The following is a 17,136-nucleotide window of genomic DNA, read 5'->3' on the forward strand; positions in this document are numbered from 1 at the left end:
TCCTCTTTGAACTATTTAAATCCAGCAGCTTTTGAAGCCGAATATTACCGACAAACTGGATAAGAATTGAAGTTTTTAAATATTTACTAACCCGCAAAAGTGTAAACCAAAAGGGAACCACGTCAGTTGACAGGATCGAGCGCGTTACGGTGGCGCTGGAATTTGTTGCGGGGATACCTTCCCGGGCAATTGTTTGAGACTAATGCCTGAAAATAATAAAACCACCCACATGATGCGAATGGTTTTACTGCCAATATTTTGACTTTTCTCAACAACAACTTTTACTTCCTCACATATTTTGATCTTAGTGAAATGCCACAAGTCGTAATGATCATCTGATCACCGGTTTGCTCGATCTCCCAGTTCGGGCATTGGGCACAGGAAACGGCAGCACAGAGCGGATTGATGGGGACGCTGGCCTTGGGCTCAATTGCAAATAGAAAACCGTTGACGGTAAGAGATTGCGGACTGCAGCACATGGGTAAATCTTTATCATCCAGAAGGACTCCGTCAAACCGAATGCTGAAATAATAGGGCTTATCATAAACACCAGCTTCCTGCCAGACTGTCCGGCCGTTTTCAGTTATTTCCGTTTCTGTAAGCTGCCATTTTCCGACAATACCCTCAATTTGCGGCGGCGTGTCGGTGTCGTCCTTTTTACATCCGGACAGGATAAACAAAACAAAAAGTAGGAATAGGATCTGTTTCATGAAATTCGTGGATTTTTTAAAACAGATGCCGTAAGCCTGTCAATAGTTGGAACGGCTACAGACTAAAATCTCTGTCCCGACTGGTTAGCTTGTCGCATGCAGGTTAGCCTATAATATTGGCTGGTTGATTCCAAGTCGTTGGACCGGGATGTTGCCAGTTCTATTGTTATGCGGGAATATATGGGCGACCGGTAGGTTACAGAAGTAACCCGCGTGTTAGAATCATCCGTCTTAACTGCCTTGAACCCCATTTGTTTTAGTTGAGACAGCAAATTTCGGACGTAGCTCTCCGACTCCGTTCCGATGCTTGACGCAGTCGAATTGTTATCATATTTTGTAAAGATGAAATCGCTTCGGGTTCCATTTTCATAGCAGCTTTCGTAGGTATAAAGCGTGCCACTGGATTTCTTTTTAGTGTTCAAAAAACAAAACCCCCTGTTGGTAATGGACTCATTGATGCAGTTGAAATCATCACAGCTGCTTTTATCGATCAGTTCGTTAAGGCTTAATGTCTGGGCATTGGATACAAAGGAAGCAGCTTGAAAAACAAGATAAAATAGAATTTTTTTCACTTTAACGAAAATAATATTTAGAGGAAGTAGTAGGTTAAATTCTAAAGCATTTTTATCGGCATGTCTAATGCCGACAGGTTGTAAAAAAGTCGAGCCCGCCCCGACAGAAACCGTCCCAAAAGAGCACAAAAAAACCACTCCGAAAAGAGTGGCTTTTGCAAAATGTCGAAAGTGCTATCGCACGGTTTTGTGACCCATAGGGGAATCGAACCCCTGTTTCAACCGTGAAAGGGTCGTGTCCTAACCGCTAGACGAATGGGCCGACTGGTCTCCTACTTCGCGCGTTTTTTAGCACTTTCTTTCACTTTTCGTTTCCGTTTTCCGAAATCGTGGTGCAAATATGCAGGGTTGAATTTTAAATTCCAAACAGGGGTAGGAAATAAAATGAAGTTATTTTGTACTCAATTCATTTCCAGTGTGTTTGTTCTGAAACTTTTTTTATTCATTCCGCCGTGACGTTAAATTGAGGTAACTTTCTAAATTTGGGTTGCCTGTTTTTTCCATTTTCATTTTGCTATCATGATCAGACATCTTTGCTGTATCCTACTTCTGTTTTTATTTCATCAAACTATTGCCCAGGACAAAACACCAGATCAATTTTTAGGGTACCCGCTGGGATCCAAATTTGCTTACCACCATCAGATTGTCGACTATATCAAATCACTGCAGTCGCAGAATCCCGACCGGATGAAACTGGTCCAATATGGTACTACCAATGAAGGCAGGCCGCTGGTGGTTGCTTTTATATCGTCTGCTGAGAATATATCCAATCTCGAAAAAATCCGGACGAACCATCTGAAGAGCGTTAAATTGATGGAAGGGAAACCGGATGCGGCTACTCCGCCCATTGTCTGGATGAGCTATAACGTGCATGGAAATGAGTCTGTGTCGGCAAATACAAGCATGAAAGTGGTGTATGAGTTGCTGAACAAACAAAATACGCTTACGCAGGATTTTCTGAAAAACATGGTGATCATGATTGATCCGTGCATTAATCCTGACGGCTACGAACGCTACACCCAGTGGTACAACCGTGTACAGAATGTCTCGCCCGATATTACTCCTTTTGCACTGGAACATGACGAACCGTGGCCCGGTGGAAGATTCAACCACTATCTGTTCGACCTTAACCGTGACTGGGCATGGCAGACACAGAAGGAGACGCAGGAAAGAATTGCATTGTACAATCAATGGATGCCGCATTTTCATGCCGATTTCCACGAAATGGGACACACCAGAAGTTACTATTTCCCGCCTGCTGCCAAGCCCTTTCATAAGGATGTTACTGCGTGGCAGCGACAGTTTAATGACCTCATTGGCGAGTATTGCAGAAAATATTTTGATCAAAATGGGTGGACTTATTTTACACGGTACAACTATGATTTATTTTATCCGAGTTATGGCGATACCTGGCCAACGATGAATGGTGCTGTCGGTGTTACATACGAGCAGGGTGGAGGCGGCCGGGCAGGCCTGGCAGTTGAGCGGAAGGATGAGCACGATACTTTAACACTTGCAAGCCGGATATCACATCATTATGCCACGAGCCTGGCTACGCTGGAAGCGGTACTTTCTCAGAAGGATCGCATGGTTTCGGAGTTTATCAAATTTCATGAGGATGCCGCAAATTCTCCATCGGGCTCTTTCAAAACATATATTATCAAGTCGAAAGGGAATGAAGAGCGTATCAGGTCGTTCAGCGAGTGGCTTGACCGTCAGGGATTTGTGTATGGAACAGCCGGAAAGGCAATTTCTGCCAAGGGAACCGAGCTTACAACACTTGCTGAAAGTACGTTGAAAATTGAAAATAATGATCTGTTGATCAGTGCATATCAGCCCAAATCCAATTTACTACGGGTTTTATTTGAGCCTAAACCGGTGCTGGAAGATTCGGTTACCTATGATGTGACAAGCTGGGGCCTGGCTTATTTGTATGGTTTAAAGGCGTATGGCTTGAAAGAAAAATTTACCCCTGCGACTTATCAGCCTGAAAAAATTGAAAATCCCATACCGGCAACATCTCCTTATGCTTATCTGGCCACCTGGTCGGAGGTGGAAGATGCTGGTTTTCTTGCTGATTTGTTGAAAAACAGGATTTTGGTCAAAAGCTCCAATGTGCCTTTTGAAATAGATAAAAGGAGTTTTGAGGCTGGAACATTGATTATCACCAAAAAAGGTAACGAACATCTTGCTTTCGATAAGCTGGTGACCACGCTCGCTACGAAGCATCATGTGAAACTGACGGCCGCTCAAACCGGATATGTAAGCTCCGGCGCAGACTTTGGAAGTGATTATATCGCGTCATTGAAAGCACCCAAAGTTGTAGCAGTTACGGGTGATGGTATCAGTGCCACTTCGGTAGGTGCGATCTGGCATTATTTCGAACAGCAGATCAAATACCCAGTAACCATGGTCAATGGTAGCCGGCTGCTGGAACTGCCCTGGAATACGATCGATGTGCTGATCCTGCCCGATGGAAAATACGCCGACCTGATCAGCGAAAAGCACTTGGAAGTAATCCAATACTGGGTGAAAAATGGTGGTAAAATCATCATCATGGAACGGGCTACTGATGCATTCATTGGCAAGCCGGGTTTTGCCCTCACCAAAAAATTTACGGATAAGAAAAGGAATTCGGATGTATTCAGGAAGTATGGTGATCAGGAGCGGGAAGGTGCCGGTGATTCCTCGCCTGGCAGCATGTTTCAGGTGACGATGGATGCCACGCACCCTTTGTCATTTGGCTGCGCTAAGGAATACTTTACTTTGGTACGCCACGCCTATGAAATTGACTACCTGAAAGATGGTTGGAATGTCGGATATCTGGAAGAGACGGGATACAAGGCTGGTTTTGTAGGAAATAAAATAGCCGGGAAGCTAAAAAATACGCTGATCATGGGCGTGCAGGAAATGGGAAATGGACAGGTAATTTACCTTTTAGACGATCCCGTTTTTCGGGCAATGCTCTACAATGGTAAAATACTTTTCAGCAACGCCGTTTTCAGGTAAAAAGTGATCAATAAAAAAGTTGCCCTGTAAATTCTATTGGTTTCACGGGGCAACTTTTTATTGATTATTATTTTAATCCTTTGCGCTTTTTGTATTCCTGATAGCGCTCGTTGTATTGTTTCAGTTCTTCTTCTTTAAAGCTCTTTTCGTATCGTTCGGGGAGTTTAAGGAGCTCCTGCATTTTGAGGGAATTGGATAACTCAACTAGAGAATTCACACCTTTTTTATCTTTGATCAGTTCAAAAGAATCATATAAGTCGCCGTTTACGGTGAAAGCCTTAAATGCCAGTTTGTTTTCATCAATCGTAATAGCCTGGTATAGCTGCGTGTTGGACGCAGCGCGGTCCATCCAGTCCTGCAAACCGATATCGTACATTTTCGGCCCGCTCACGGAAACCACATAAACAGGCCCGTCAGGTCTTTTCCGGCTTTGGCCTACCGGCATGTTAAGGCCTCTTCCGTAAGTGTGATCGTGACCCTGTAAAACGATATCCACTTTGTATTTTTTATAGAGCGGCTCCATTTTATCCCTCCATTCGTTGTTATCCCTTCCTTTTTTGGTGGAATAAATTGGATGGTGATGAACAACTACCAACCAGCGCTTAGGGTTATTTTTAGCTACATTTTCAAACCATTCAGCCTGTTTATTAAGCTCTTCTGCATTGATAGTTGCATGTTCCGAATTCAGGAATATGAATCTTTTGTTTTGATAATCAATGTAATATGCCGTTTCTTTCAGTCCGTCGGGGCCATTTTCCGGCAGGGCAAATTGTGGACGCCAGTGTCTGGAAACTTTTTCCTGTTTGTCTGTATCTGTAAAATATTCGTGATTTCCCGGAACAGCCAGGTTGGGAACCATCCCGTTGATCCAGCCTCCTGCCTCAAACCATTCTCCCCACTCGTAATCGTTGTTGGAGCGGTTGATCAGATCGCCCGCATGAATCATGAAATTTGCCTTCGGCAGGGTAGAGTATGCGCCTCGCACAGCCCTCGACCACAGCGAACGGATATCATTTTGTGCGTCGCCGAAATAGAGTAAAGAAAGCGGTTCGTTACCGGAAGATGCAGTTGTGAAATGAAACCACTCACTCCAGTAAGCACCATCGCCGACACGATAGGCATATTGGGTTGCAGGTTTCAGATCTGTAAAATTCACCTCATGGTAAATCACCGTTTTTCCGTCCAGAACGGTTGGCTGGCTATTGGCATTTGTAATTCTGGCTTTTGGGACAAAATCCGGAGAAGGTGTAGCTTCGTATATAGCGGCAACTGCGTTGGTCACAGTGGAGTCTGTCCGCCAGTTTACGGCCTGCGAAACAGCCGGGTCGCCTTTAAACCCGAGAATGACCCGATCGGGAAATTTCGATGCCGGGTAGGTTTTATTTTGCTGGGAATGAGCGGAATAATAACATGTAAATAGTAGAAAAAACGTAGCAACCGGTTTGAAATATAGTCTCGTAATATCTGACATCGTATAATAAATGTTTGAGTTCTGATCTATAATGATACCTCGTTTTTCGTTGATCAGGCTAGTTAAGCGTATTAAGGTTATATAAATTTTTAGTGTCGGCAGTTTCCGGGATTTTAAATATGCGCCTTAATTTGATCATATTTGTATAGCTTAAAAATCCACCACTATGTTCGAAAATTCTAAAATTTCAAAGAGATTTCTGCCCCTGGCTTTGTCGTTTTTCGCGATCGTTTTGATTCATGGGGGCTGTAAAAAAGACAAAGATCAGGAAGTTGTCGTGCCCATTGAGAATATCAGGCGATTTGTTACCCTTCTGGATGATTCTCTGAAAGGTCGCGGATTTGGATACAGCTTCGTTGTTTACAGAAAAAATGAATTGGTAGGCTCTGGCTTTGGCGGGCCGGCGTCTAGAAGTATTGAATATATTGGTGAACGTCCGGTCACGCTGGACACCAAAATGCAGATCGCCAGCATGTCGAAAACCTTGACCGCAGCTGCTTTTTTGATGATCGGGCAGGAAAAGGGCATCAAAACAACCGATAAAATAATAAACTATCTCCCGGCATCATGGACAAAAGGGCCGAATGTTGACAAGATTGCTTTCAGGGATTTGCTCACGCACCGGAGCGGCATTATTGGAGTGGGAGATAACTGCCAGAATGGGTCCTATATTGAAAACTACTGGCTTGGGCTCAAAAATCTGATGAAGAAGGGTGTGAAGACTGAAAACATGTATCAGCAATGTTATCAGAATGCGAATTTCGGGCTTTTCAGAGTTTTGATTCCGGCAATGCTCGGTTACAAATTCACCGGAAACGACGAAAATGATAATGCCAACACCCAAAAAATATATGAGGATTATGTTAAAGAACACATTTTCCAGAAAGCCGGAGTGCTTTCTACGGAACTGCTCTTTAACTCGTCGGCATTTCCAACTTTCGGCTACGATTATCCGTATACTGATGGAGAATGGGGCTTCAATCCGGGTGATTTAAGGGAAACTGCCGGCGGTTATGGATTTTATCTTTCTGCGAACGAAGCAGTCAAGATTTATTCCGGCATGTTTGTAAAAGACAGCCCTATCCTTAGCCAGGCGTTGCAGGATTCTATACAGTCAGGGTTGGGTAGTTATACCACGGTTACACCGTTGGGAGAATTTAGTTATCACGACGGGTGGTGGCATTCCGGTTTTTACAAAGAGAGGACGAAAGGGTTCCGTAGTATCTGGATGACCTGCCCGAATGACATAACGGTCGTACTGTTTACCAATGCATTAAGGCATAGGGACGGAGTTTTTCCAATCTTTTCGGATGCTTATTACGACATTACGTCGTACGTACTGTGGGCATATGCAACTGTTATGGAAGAAAACAAAGGCAGGAGAACTTCCCCGATCAATTTCCACGACTATTTAAGGGACAAACAACCGCATTGAGGGAGCCAGGGCAATTTTAAACAATGCGAACTACACTTTGGGGGGCACTGTACTTGGGATGAAACTCGTCTTGTGATTTTTGTTTTTTTTACCCTTCTGATCACGTATCCATTCACTTATGCGTTTGAAATCACTGTCGGAAGGCTGCCGGCCAGTAGTCAAAAACTCTATATCGTCAGCTTTTTTTACCATCACAACAAGTTACGAATTTTTGGGGAAGTATTGATGAATGAGCCTTACTGCCGCATTTGAATTAATGACCATGATGTTACCAAATAATAGGCTGGCGCCTAGACTCTCCTGATAATGTTGAACTAGTTTTGTTTTACTTTTAAAAGAAACGTAACCCTCAAAACCTTTTTCAAACTATAGTTTGCAAGCGAAAGCAATAAGATTTCCCGCTACACCTAGATACAACTTTTTTTCGCCCTTATTCAATTTATGACTTTCGATGAGATGCATAAAAACGTGATCTTCTCGTTCCTGTAAACTTATAAGTCCTTGAATAACATGTGCATTGTCCTTGATAACCAATTTGAAAACTTGTTTCTCTTTACTCTTGGTCTCTGCTTTCCAATCAAAAAGCCAGTACGTCTTTCCTACTGCTTTCATATCGTCGGATGTAAGCGGCAAAACCGCAGTAGTGAAGCTTTCACCCGTCCAAGCATTTTCGATTGACCTGGTTAGCTTATCTATTTCGACGCTGATTTGTCTCGCCGGACTCATATATCCAATTCAGTTTATGCCAATTATTCATAAAATGTATTGTTGAGCCTAAGTGATCAAAATTAGCAAGAGTTGTTAAGTCATGGAAATTGTTCTGTAAAAGCTACCGGGTTACTTTCAATTTCAAAACCCTTAACTTTGCGTAAAGAAATCACAATACTTTGCAAAAGAAAACACTCTTCGTCACTCCGCCATTTACGCAGCTCAATACACCATATCCGGCTACTGCTTATTTGAAAGGGTTTTTAAATACGCTGGGCAGGACTTCGTATCAGGCAGATCTAGGTATTGACGTAATTTTGGCGTTGTTTTCTTCCAAAGGGCTCAAAAGGCTTTTTTCTGACCTGGAAAGTTCTGACGCGGAACTGACGGACAACAGTTTCCGGATTTATTCTCTTCGTGATGAATACATCAGGACCATCGATCCGGTTATCCGGTTCCTGAAAAATGCCAATCCAACGCTGGCGCACAGTATATGCGACCGAAGTTATTTACCCGAGGCAGGCCGTTTTCAACAGCTGGAAGATATGGACTGGGCTTTCGGAACAATGGGGATTCATGACAAAGCACGTCACCTGGCAACTTTGTATCTGGAAGATCTGGGTGATCTGATTCAGGAGGCAGTGGATCCACATTTTGGTTTCAGCCGTTATGCGGAGCGGTTGGGGAGATCGGCGACCAGTTTTGATGAAATGGAGGAGGCTCTGGAAGTACCTGATACACTTTTGTCAAAAACGCTGACTGAGATTTTAGAACAAAAAATTCAAAAGTACAACCCTGATATTGTATGTATTTCGGTTCCGTTTCCGGGAAATCTTTACGGAGGTTTCAAGTGCGGACAGTATTTGAAAAGGCATTATCCGGATATCAAGGTCGTGATGGGCGGCGGGTTTGCGAATACGGAGCTGCGCTCGCTGAAAGAGCCGCGCGTTTTTAATTATATCGATTTTGTTTGCCTGGATGACGGCGAGGCTCCGCTCTTATCATTGCTGGAATGTCTCGATGGAGAACGCGAAATCGCGCATCTCAAACGTGTTTATGCCCGCGTAAATGGAGAGGTGATTTATCATAATGGCGCGAAAGAGAAGGATGTGCCGCAGCGGGACACGGGTACTCCGGATTATAGTGACCTGCCGCTGCATGATTATTTGTCGGTCATAGAAATCGTAAATCCGATGCACAGGCTGTGGAGCGATGGCCGCTGGAACAAATTGACGCTGGCGCACGGATGTTATTGGGGAAAATGCTCTTTCTGTGATATATCGCTGGATTATATCCGGCGATATGAACCTATGACCGCTGCGTTGCTCTGCGACAGAATTGAAGAAATCATTGAGCAGACTCAGCAAAATGGTTTTCATTTTGTAGATGAGGCTGCTCCTCCTGCCTTACTTCGGGATCTTGCGCTGGAAATAGTCAGGAGGAAACTGACGGTGGTTTGGTGGACTAACATCCGGTTTGAAAAGAATTTTACACATGACTTGTGTCTTCTTCTGAAAGCTTCTGGTTGTATCGCCATTTCCGGCGGACTGGAAGTGGCTTCTGACCGTCTGTTGGAACGAATGAAAAAGGGGGTCACTGTGGCGCAGGTGGCGCGTGTGGCCGATGCTTTCACGCAGGCGGGCATTATGGTACATGCGTATTTAATGTACGGTTTCCCTACTCAGACTACCCAGGAAACCATCGATTCCCTGGAAATGGTAAGACAGCTGTTTCAGCAGGGGATTGTCCAGTCCGGGTTTTGGCACCGGTTTGCGATGACCGCCCACAGCCCGGTAGGAATGCATCCCGAGGGATTCGATGTAATGCGGCTTAGTCCGGAAGACGGCAAGTTTGCAAACAACGACCTTGAACATACAGACCCGCTTGGTGCTGACCACGATCTTTTTGGAGAAGGATTGAAAAAGTCGCTTTTCAACTATATGCATGGGGTTTGCCTGGATTTTCCACTTTCCAGATGGTTTGATTTCAAAGTCCCGCCAACATCGATTTCTCCAAAATACATCGAAAAAAGTATCAGCGAGTTACCTGATTCAGTTATAAGGCCCAATGCGCTTGTTACCTGGCTGGGTAGTTTACCTGAGCTCTCTGTTTTTGAAGAAAGGAGAGGGAAGAAGGTCTACGAGATTGCCGAGCTTGTTTTTTATAATAAGAAAAAAGAATGGGCTATTGAAACGGATACTGAAATAGGGGAGTGGCTGGTTGAAATCATGCCAAAACTGCTGATCACCAATGCTGAACCATATTCTTTGGAAAAATTGAAAGATGATTTTGGATCAGCTGGTTTGGGTAGTTTTGATGTATTTGTTAACTCAAGAGTTTGGAAAGAGTTGAAGGATGGCGGGTTGCTCATTCTCTAGAAGGAGAGTTCAGTGACATGTGTTGCGAGAGACGTGCCCGGCCCGGGAGATGCCTAGTCAGGAAGTCACATGCCGCGGACATGCGTGGCCTCCGGGCACGACCATCTCAGGCCGCACATCTATCCCAGGCCGCACATCTATCCCAGGACCCACATCCAGCCCAGGCCGCACATCTAGCCCAGGCCGCACATCTATCCCAGGACCCACATCCAGCCCAGGCCGCACATCCAGCCCAAGCCGCACATCCAGCCCAGGCCACACATCTATCCCAGGCCGCACATCTATCCCAGGACCCACATATAGCCCAGGCCACACATATACCCCAGGCCGCACATCCAGCCCAGGACTTAAGTCCTGGGCTATGGATCATGGATATGGATCGATCGAGATCCACGGACCACGGCGTCATAGAGATAGCACCTCGAAGTTTTCGAGGTTGTCGTCGAAGGTCGTGAAAACGGCAGGATAGCCGATAGCGACGCTTCCGATCCTGTCGGACAAACCTACTGCCCTGGCAGGACGAATCGTTGCCATTTCGATCGCCTCCTGCAAGGGAATTCCAACTATTTTAACCGCATTCCTGATAGCATCGGGCAATGCAATAGTTGCCCCGGCCAGATTTCCGTCCGAATTAGTGTAGCGACCGTCTTTCAGATGCGCGTCAAATTCTTCCCATTGGAATTCAGTCACTTTTTCGCCTAAAAACAATGCATCTGAAATCAAGAACAGTTTGTCTTTTTTGATTTTATACGCTACACTGGCAGCACCGTAATCACTATGTACACCATCGATAATAATCGGCGCATAAACAGATTCTGTATCAAAAGTAGCGCCGACAAGGCCAGGCTGGCGGTGCCCAAAAGCCGACATTGCATTGTAGAGGTGAGTAACCAGTCGGATCCCCTGTGAAAATGCTCTTGCGGCCTCGTCATAGGTAGCATTGGAATGACCCGCCGAAACGGTAATGCCCGAATCCAGCAGCATTTGGATCTGGTCGGCTGTAAACATTTCGGGAGCAATCGTAATCAAGCGGATCACATCTTTACCATAACGGATGATTTCTTCCAGCTCAGCATTCTGTGGCTTGCGCACAAAGGCTGCTAAATGCGCCCCTCGCTTGACGGGGTTCAGGAACGGCCCTTCCAGGTGCATGCCGAGCACACCCGAGCCGGGATTTTTTTGCTGATAATTTCTTGTCGCTTCAATACCTTTCAGGATATTTTCCTGTGGAGAAGTAATGAGCGTAGGGAAAACGTACGCTGTTCCGCTGCGCACACTTGCCTGATAAATATCGTCAATCGTTTCTTCGTCGGCTTTTTGGGTAAAATGGAATTTTTCTCCCCCGTTGATATGAATGTCAAAAAGACCGGCAGCAAGATTTTTTACAGACCTGACCCCTTCTTTCGGCGCTGATGCCTCTATATTTTCTATTTTGCCGTACTCAGTAGTAACTAATTGATTGTTAAGTAACCCGGTTCCGGTATAAAGGTTTTCCGCAAAGAGTTGTACAGACATGGTTCAGTGAAGGGATTTGGTTGTTGAAGAAACAAAAAATGATCAGGCAGTCAAAATGCTATTTGATAATAATGTCGAATTTGGTGAGGAGCCCCGCCAGGTCCGAAGAAAGGAACTTGGCTTTTCGGATATTGTTCGAAGTAGGATCGATGCTGAAATTTTTGCTGGTCGTAAAATCTACACCGGCCAGATTGGTATTTGAAAAAACAGCATCCCAAAAATCACAATTTTGAAACCTGGATTTAGACAGATCCGCCTGGGTGAAGTCAGCACCGTGAATCTTGCAATTCATGAATTCACTTTTATTCAGCTTTTTTCGCTCAAAAATGGCATAGTCAAGAATGCAGTTTTGAAACCGGGCCGCAAAGGCAAAATCCTTGCTTTCTGAAAAGTTGACACCAGTGAGCTTGCAGTTTACAAATTCAACGTCCGAAAACTTGCTATTGGCTACGCGGGCATTGCTGATGTTGCAATCCTCAAAAAGGCAATCTATAAAATCAATCCCGGAAAGATCCGGGAATACGCAGTTTGTAAATTTGAACTGTTCGAAATTATCCTGTCGCAATACTTCCACCGTGAAATCCATATTATTGATGGATTCCATGTTGTTTCTTTTTATCATCAAAATGCTGTTTCCTGATCGAAAAGGGTTAAATATACTTTTGGATGACAGATTTGAGCTGGTCTGCCTGAACAACACCGGATTGTCTCCACATGGGTTTTCCATGTTTGAAAACGATCAGCGTAGGCACGCCCTGTATTTTATAAGCATTTGCAGCAGACGGATTTTTATCAACGTCCACCTTGATAATCGTAGCGCTATCGCCCAGCTCGGCTTTTACTTTATCCAAAATGGGTTTCATCATTTTACAAGGTCCGCACCATTCGGCGGAAAAGTCAACCAGTACAGGCTTATTGCTGTTGATGAGTTCTGAAAATGTGGCCATAATCGTAGTATTTATTTATACAAATAACCAATCCTGACGGGTAAAGGTTTAATTGGTCGTGATAATCTTGCTCAAAGGATCATGCCATTCGCTGACGTCATTAACCTCTGAAAAAAGAATTACCATCCAAGCTTTTCCCTCAGGAATTTGCCTGATCTTTTCTCTATAAACTCGTACGTAAAATTGGAATAAAGTATGGTCAGCGAAACAGAAATTATCAGAGAGATACCAATCATCCATTCTGAAACGGGCGATTTCAGCAGCCGGAACAGTACTACATTCACTATGATCAGCACCAGCGCATGGTTAAGATAGATCGAATAAGAGATTTTACCGAGATATTGAAATGGCTTGCTTGAAAGCAGCTGCGTTACCACGCCTGTAGAGCTTGCGAAAATAATGATGCCGATTGAAAAAATGACCGGAAATACCAGCTTCCACAGATTCAGGTCCCAGTGGTGTACTGCATACATCGCCGTGACGAGGAAAACAAGAAACGGAATTTCGAGAAATGAAAGCTGGAAAGATTTTTTGCTGAGCAGGAGATGTGTAAATATTCCCAGCGAGAAACATAAAATCCCGCGGACAAAACCGTAATCATAAGCCAGGAGATACTCACCCCTTGAAATAATGAAAAGCCCGGACACTAGAATTAATAAGAGAAATGCAGCATATTTTCTGGCGGGAAGGAGAAGCACAATTAATCCGAATACCAAATAGGAAATCATTTCGGCGGATATGGACCATGCGGGGTAATTGATGCTCATCCAGTTCCCGAAAACAGGTGTTGAACCCATAAAAGTTAATGTATCCAGGACTGTGTACAGGTAATACGATATGGGCATTTCTCCGGTGTTTTTCAGGGCGCTGTTTTCTCCTAAAATGTTGGCGATGAGAAATGCGATTTCGGTATAAAGCAGAAGTGGAAAAAGTCTGATGAACCGTCTTTTCATGAATGAGACAAAGTCCCCCGGGGTTTTGATCCGGTCTACATAGTTCATCGCAATCACGAAACCGCTCAGCACAAAGAAAAAATCAACAAAAAGGCTGGAATTGATGACGAAGAAATTATTGTAAAAGGCGGATTCTTTGAAAGCATTGTGATGATGTGCAATAACCAGTATAGAGAAAATGCCTCTCAGTCCGTCGAGTTGTTCAACTCTGTTTTTCATGCGTAAATGGGTTGCCTTCATCAGGAGGCAACGGATGTTAACTGGTTCGCCGTTGGTTGTTTACTGATGTTATCAAGATATCTGATACCTAAAAACCGGATCATAACTGTATAAGGAAACCAGAAAGCGATATCATAAGGCCTTCCGCCGGTGATCAGCAGAACCATCATGGACAAAAAGAAGTAAGCCAGAAAAGTGGTGAGCTGGTTGGTATTTCTTCTTACTTCACGGATTGCGAAAATGAGCAGGAAAAAATTGAATCCTGCAAAAAATACAAAGCCGAAAACGCCATGATTCACCCACGACTCCAGAAGCGGTACATCCAGATAATCACTTTTGTAGCCTCTTCCAAGAAATACTTGCCAGGAAAACAACGTTTCAAGGAACTCGCCGAAGCCGCTAACCCGTCCCATGGCTGAATAGTCCACGTCCGCAGTTTCAGAGAGCTTCAGACCTGTGGATGTGAAAATCACGTCCATGATCCTGTTTTCGAAAACATCCCAGTAGCCGAGCAGTAAGTTGAGGATATCGCCGTACTTGTTCAGGAAGTAATTGATCCCGACAAGTATGATTGAGATGATGATCACATTTCTAAACTTGAAGGCATTTCCGATGGCGGTAAAAATGCTCGAAACTTTGAAATGGAAGATGAAGTAGGCCCCCAGCATGATGCCGATACCCAGATAACTGGATTTCGCCAGGGAGAGTATTACTACGCCTAAGCTGAACAATATAGAAAAAAACAGGAACAGCTTTGTAAAGATACCAGGTGTACGATTGAGCATAACCACTGCTGAAATCATACAAATGACACCGTTTCTGGCTGTTATATGCGGATTACCTCCCGGTTGAGCGCCATCATTCGCAAAGCTGACTGCCGCCCGCATACCCGGAGTCCAGTTTGGGTCCGTGAGCAGAGAATATACCAGGGTAATATTGGCGAAGAATGAAAAAAGGAAAAAGACTATGACCAGCGTGTCCTTTACATCATTTGGAACGTGGAGCAGCAGTACTATGAACCCGAAAACGAACACATAATTACCGATATCAGCCACCGATTTTCCGACGGAGTTGATAAAAATGAAATAGTAAAAAGTAAGTAAAAGAAAACCCAGCCCCAGGTTCAGCAGTATGACGTTGGGTTTGTACAGCCTTTTGAAAAGGTGCACAGGGGTCATTAATAACAGTGCAAGTGTGAAAAAAGCAGCTGTAAAAACGCTGCTGGCCGGTCCAATACCCAAGGTATCCCTGAAAAAAAATATCAGCGGGAACCCGTTGAACATCATCGCGATGCCCGCAGAGTACCTGAGATTATTAAAATTTGTGGTTACATTAAGAAGACTCCAATTCATCTGGACAATCTGAAACGTATGTATTTAAAATCCATTCGCAGGGCAAAATAGCCTATTTTCCGAATCCGGCACCAAAGATACCTCATTTTGTTGAGAGCCCGGGGGCCGACCGATGAAATGTAAATTTCATGCACACGGAGATGTTCTTCTTTTCCTACTGAGGCGATAGTGGATGACTTTGCATCGGCATGTACTCTCAGCGCACCAGCCAGCCCCTCAATTTTCCGTACAGTCGTAGTTTTGTGGGAAGTATACCTGCTGATAAATTCATAGTCGAAGGCAAACCTGTAAGATTCATCAAATTTTCCGTATTGCTCGACAAGTGAACGTTTGAAAAATAGAGACTGGTTATGAATCTGCATCCCTTCCAGAATCTGACAACTGAAATTGTAAGAAGTTGTTTTCAGGATTTCAGTGACTTCGTCGTCTGTCGAAATCATGTACAGATCGCCAAACAGAATATCATCTGTATTTTTTTTTGCTGCTTCTCCAAAACGACTGAATGTGCCCGGGAAATATACATCGTCGGAGTTTTGGAAGCTGATATAATCCCCGGTCGCTTTTTCAAGGGCTTTGTTGATCGCGTGAACCTGGCCGCGGTCTTTTTCTGAAACCCAGTACGCCAGATAATTTTCATATTTTCTGATCACCTCGACGCTATTGTCGGTGGAGCCGCCGTCGACGATGATATATTCCAGGTTAGGGTAATTCTGGTTTAAAACACTCAGGATCGTGCGTTCCAGAAATGCAGCCTGATTGTAAGAAGGCGTTATCACAGTCAGCTTCGGATAGCCACTTTTTTGTCCCGCAGCGTCTGCTTTAACTATTTTCAGTTGAGAAATAAATGCCCGCAGGTCCTGCGTGTTTTGTTCAAGAAAGTGCATAGGATCCTGATACCGCTTTTATAAAATTAAAATTCTTCAATGTATCGCGTTATTGCTTTGAGCTTGCCGGCAATGCCATTTCTCAGATTTCTGTTTTTTCTGATATCCGGTAATTTACCATATGCAGGCGTTTTTTCAGCAACAGAAATTTGATGTGGCGTCTTTAATGTACTTTTATAATTTTTAAAAAGGCTTTTAAAAATACCGTTTTGAGATAACAAGCTCGTATGGTCAGACCAGATTGGATCAAAGTAATCCAGTCCGGCAAAGTCTACTGAGATTAGACTCCGGTTATCAACTAAGTATTCCCCGTTTTTTAGAGACAGCTCTTTGTTTAAAACAGCATGTAGTCCATAATGCCAGCCCGTATGCCCGATCTGAACCGTACCCGGCACCCAAACCGGAACGAAATTCAGCCACAGCTGATCCATATTCATACCGTTACAAAGATCAAATTTTGCCCTGTCAACGGTACGTTCAGCCCACCAGCCTAGCATTTTCCGTGTGTCGGCACCCGGTTTTAATATCCAGCTTCCCGAATGAAACATTCCAACATTCAGGATGCGCTTGTCGTCCAGTACCGATGATTTTGACAAAGGTTTTTGAATGTTCGGTGTCAGGGAAACGGGACCGCCGGAAGTCAACAATTCGTCAAAAGAGTTTAATAATAAAGTCGTTGGTGCAAGAAATGTTATGTTTTTGCAATCCGTATGCAGTTCCAGTAATCTGATTGCAAACCATGGCCTGCATGCGGCAAGCAGTTCAAAATCATAATATTCCGCTTGCATTTTATCCCAGCCCGGAATGTCAACCTCGCCAACAGACAACCGATGTACATGATCAGGAAGGGTATCCAACGCAATGTTATCTACCCAGCACAAGTAAAAAGCAGAATCCGGTTGATGTCGCAGCACGGACTCGGACAAAGCCAGTGCGTGTGCCAGATTGGTTCGATTGCAAACGGTGTAAATAATATTCATGTG

At 44.2% G+C, this 17,136-nt stretch carries 15 protein-coding genes and 1 tRNA gene; 3 read left to right on the top strand and 13 right to left on the bottom strand.

The window, feature by feature from the left end; all coding sequences use genetic code 11:
* Positions 1-281 precede the first annotated feature (281 nt).
* From FBF61_RS27380 to FBF61_RS27390, 3 genes are all read right to left on the bottom strand, one after another.
* Positions 282-710, bottom strand: coding sequence for a lipoprotein (locus tag FBF61_RS27380; protein ID WP_138483464.1), 429 nt, complete (start codon positions 708-710; stop codon positions 282-284).
* Positions 711-772: 62 nt separating this feature from the next.
* Positions 773-1,282 carry a hypothetical protein gene (locus tag FBF61_RS27385; protein ID WP_138483466.1) on the bottom strand — a complete coding sequence of 170 codons (510 nt, stop codon included), beginning with the start codon at positions 1,280-1,282 and terminating at the stop codon, positions 773-775.
* 190 nt (positions 1,283-1,472) lie between these two features.
* Positions 1,473-1,544, bottom strand: a tRNA-Glu gene (locus FBF61_RS27390).
* Between the two features lie 257 nt (positions 1,545-1,801).
* On the opposite strand from FBF61_RS27390, the gene FBF61_RS27395 reads away from it, so the two are divergent.
* Complete coding sequence (locus FBF61_RS27395) at positions 1,802-4,291, top strand: M14 family zinc carboxypeptidase (protein WP_138483468.1); 2,490 nt, start codon at positions 1,802-1,804, stop codon at positions 4,289-4,291.
* A gap of 67 nt (positions 4,292-4,358) precedes the next feature.
* On the opposite strand, the gene FBF61_RS27400 is transcribed toward FBF61_RS27395, so the two are convergent.
* On the bottom strand, positions 4,359-5,762 hold the full coding sequence (locus FBF61_RS27400; RefSeq protein WP_138483470.1) for a purple acid phosphatase family protein: 1,404 nt from the start codon (positions 5,760-5,762) through the stop codon (positions 4,359-4,361).
* 166 nt (positions 5,763-5,928) lie between these two features.
* On the opposite strand from FBF61_RS27400, the gene FBF61_RS27405 reads away from it, so the two are divergent.
* Positions 5,929-7,197 (top strand): serine hydrolase domain-containing protein, encoded by a 1,269-nt coding sequence (locus FBF61_RS27405; protein ID WP_138483472.1) that lies wholly within the window; start codon positions 5,929-5,931, stop codon positions 7,195-7,197.
* A gap of 366 nt (positions 7,198-7,563) precedes the next feature.
* Here FBF61_RS27405 and FBF61_RS27410 read toward each other — a convergent pair whose 3' ends face one another.
* The gene (locus FBF61_RS27410; protein WP_229215252.1) at positions 7,564-7,923 is read right to left on the bottom strand and encodes a DUF31 family protein; all 360 of its coding nucleotides are present in this window, start codon (positions 7,921-7,923) and stop codon (positions 7,564-7,566) included.
* 161 nt (positions 7,924-8,084) lie between these two features.
* Between FBF61_RS27410 and FBF61_RS27415 the strand changes: the two genes are divergently transcribed.
* On the top strand, positions 8,085-10,283 hold the full coding sequence (locus FBF61_RS27415; RefSeq protein WP_138483475.1) for a B12-binding domain-containing radical SAM protein: 2,199 nt from the start codon (positions 8,085-8,087) through the stop codon (positions 10,281-10,283).
* A gap of 57 nt (positions 10,284-10,340) precedes the next feature.
* On the opposite strand, the gene FBF61_RS27420 is transcribed toward FBF61_RS27415, so the two are convergent.
* The 8 genes from FBF61_RS27420 to FBF61_RS27455 all read right to left on the bottom strand — a co-directional run bounded on the left by FBF61_RS27420 (position 10,341) and on the right by FBF61_RS27455 (position 17,133).
* Positions 10,341-10,580 (bottom strand): hypothetical protein, encoded by a 240-nt coding sequence (locus tag FBF61_RS27420; RefSeq protein ID WP_138483477.1) that lies wholly within the window; start codon positions 10,578-10,580, stop codon positions 10,341-10,343.
* A 108-nt stretch (positions 10,581-10,688) separates the two neighbouring features.
* Positions 10,689-11,798 (bottom strand): N-acetylglucosamine-6-phosphate deacetylase, encoded by a 1,110-nt coding sequence (nagA, locus tag FBF61_RS27425; protein WP_138483479.1) that lies wholly within the window; start codon positions 11,796-11,798, stop codon positions 10,689-10,691.
* A 58-nt stretch (positions 11,799-11,856) separates the two neighbouring features.
* Positions 11,857-12,402: a pentapeptide repeat-containing protein gene (locus FBF61_RS27430; RefSeq protein ID WP_229215253.1), complete on the bottom strand. Its 546-nt coding sequence runs from the start codon at positions 12,400-12,402 to the stop codon at positions 11,857-11,859.
* A 46-nt stretch (positions 12,403-12,448) separates the two neighbouring features.
* Positions 12,449-12,745 (bottom strand): thioredoxin, encoded by a 297-nt coding sequence (gene trxA / locus FBF61_RS27435; RefSeq protein ID WP_138483483.1) that lies wholly within the window; start codon positions 12,743-12,745, stop codon positions 12,449-12,451.
* A 119-nt stretch (positions 12,746-12,864) separates the two neighbouring features.
* Positions 12,865-13,917, bottom strand: a complete 1,053-nt coding sequence (locus tag FBF61_RS27440) for an acyltransferase family protein (protein ID WP_138483485.1) — start codon at positions 13,915-13,917, stop codon at positions 12,865-12,867.
* A gap of 20 nt (positions 13,918-13,937) precedes the next feature.
* Positions 13,938-15,269 (bottom strand): hypothetical protein, encoded by a 1,332-nt coding sequence (locus FBF61_RS27445; RefSeq protein WP_138483487.1) that lies wholly within the window; start codon positions 15,267-15,269, stop codon positions 13,938-13,940.
* Positions 15,266-16,153, bottom strand: a complete 888-nt coding sequence (locus tag FBF61_RS27450; protein ID WP_138483489.1) for a glycosyltransferase family 2 protein — start codon at positions 16,151-16,153, stop codon at positions 15,266-15,268. The genes FBF61_RS27445 and FBF61_RS27450 overlap by 4 nt, the downstream gene beginning before the upstream one ends.
* A gap of 26 nt (positions 16,154-16,179) precedes the next feature.
* Positions 16,180-17,133 carry a hypothetical protein gene (locus FBF61_RS27455; protein ID WP_138483491.1) on the bottom strand — a complete coding sequence of 318 codons (954 nt, stop codon included), beginning with the start codon at positions 17,131-17,133 and terminating at the stop codon, positions 16,180-16,182.
* Positions 17,134-17,136: the final 3 nt, after the last annotated feature.

Origin of the sequence: Dyadobacter bucti, from assembly GCF_005869225.1 — a bacterium.
GTDB classification, from domain to species: domain Bacteria; phylum Bacteroidota; class Bacteroidia; order Cytophagales; family Spirosomataceae; genus Dyadobacter; species Dyadobacter bucti.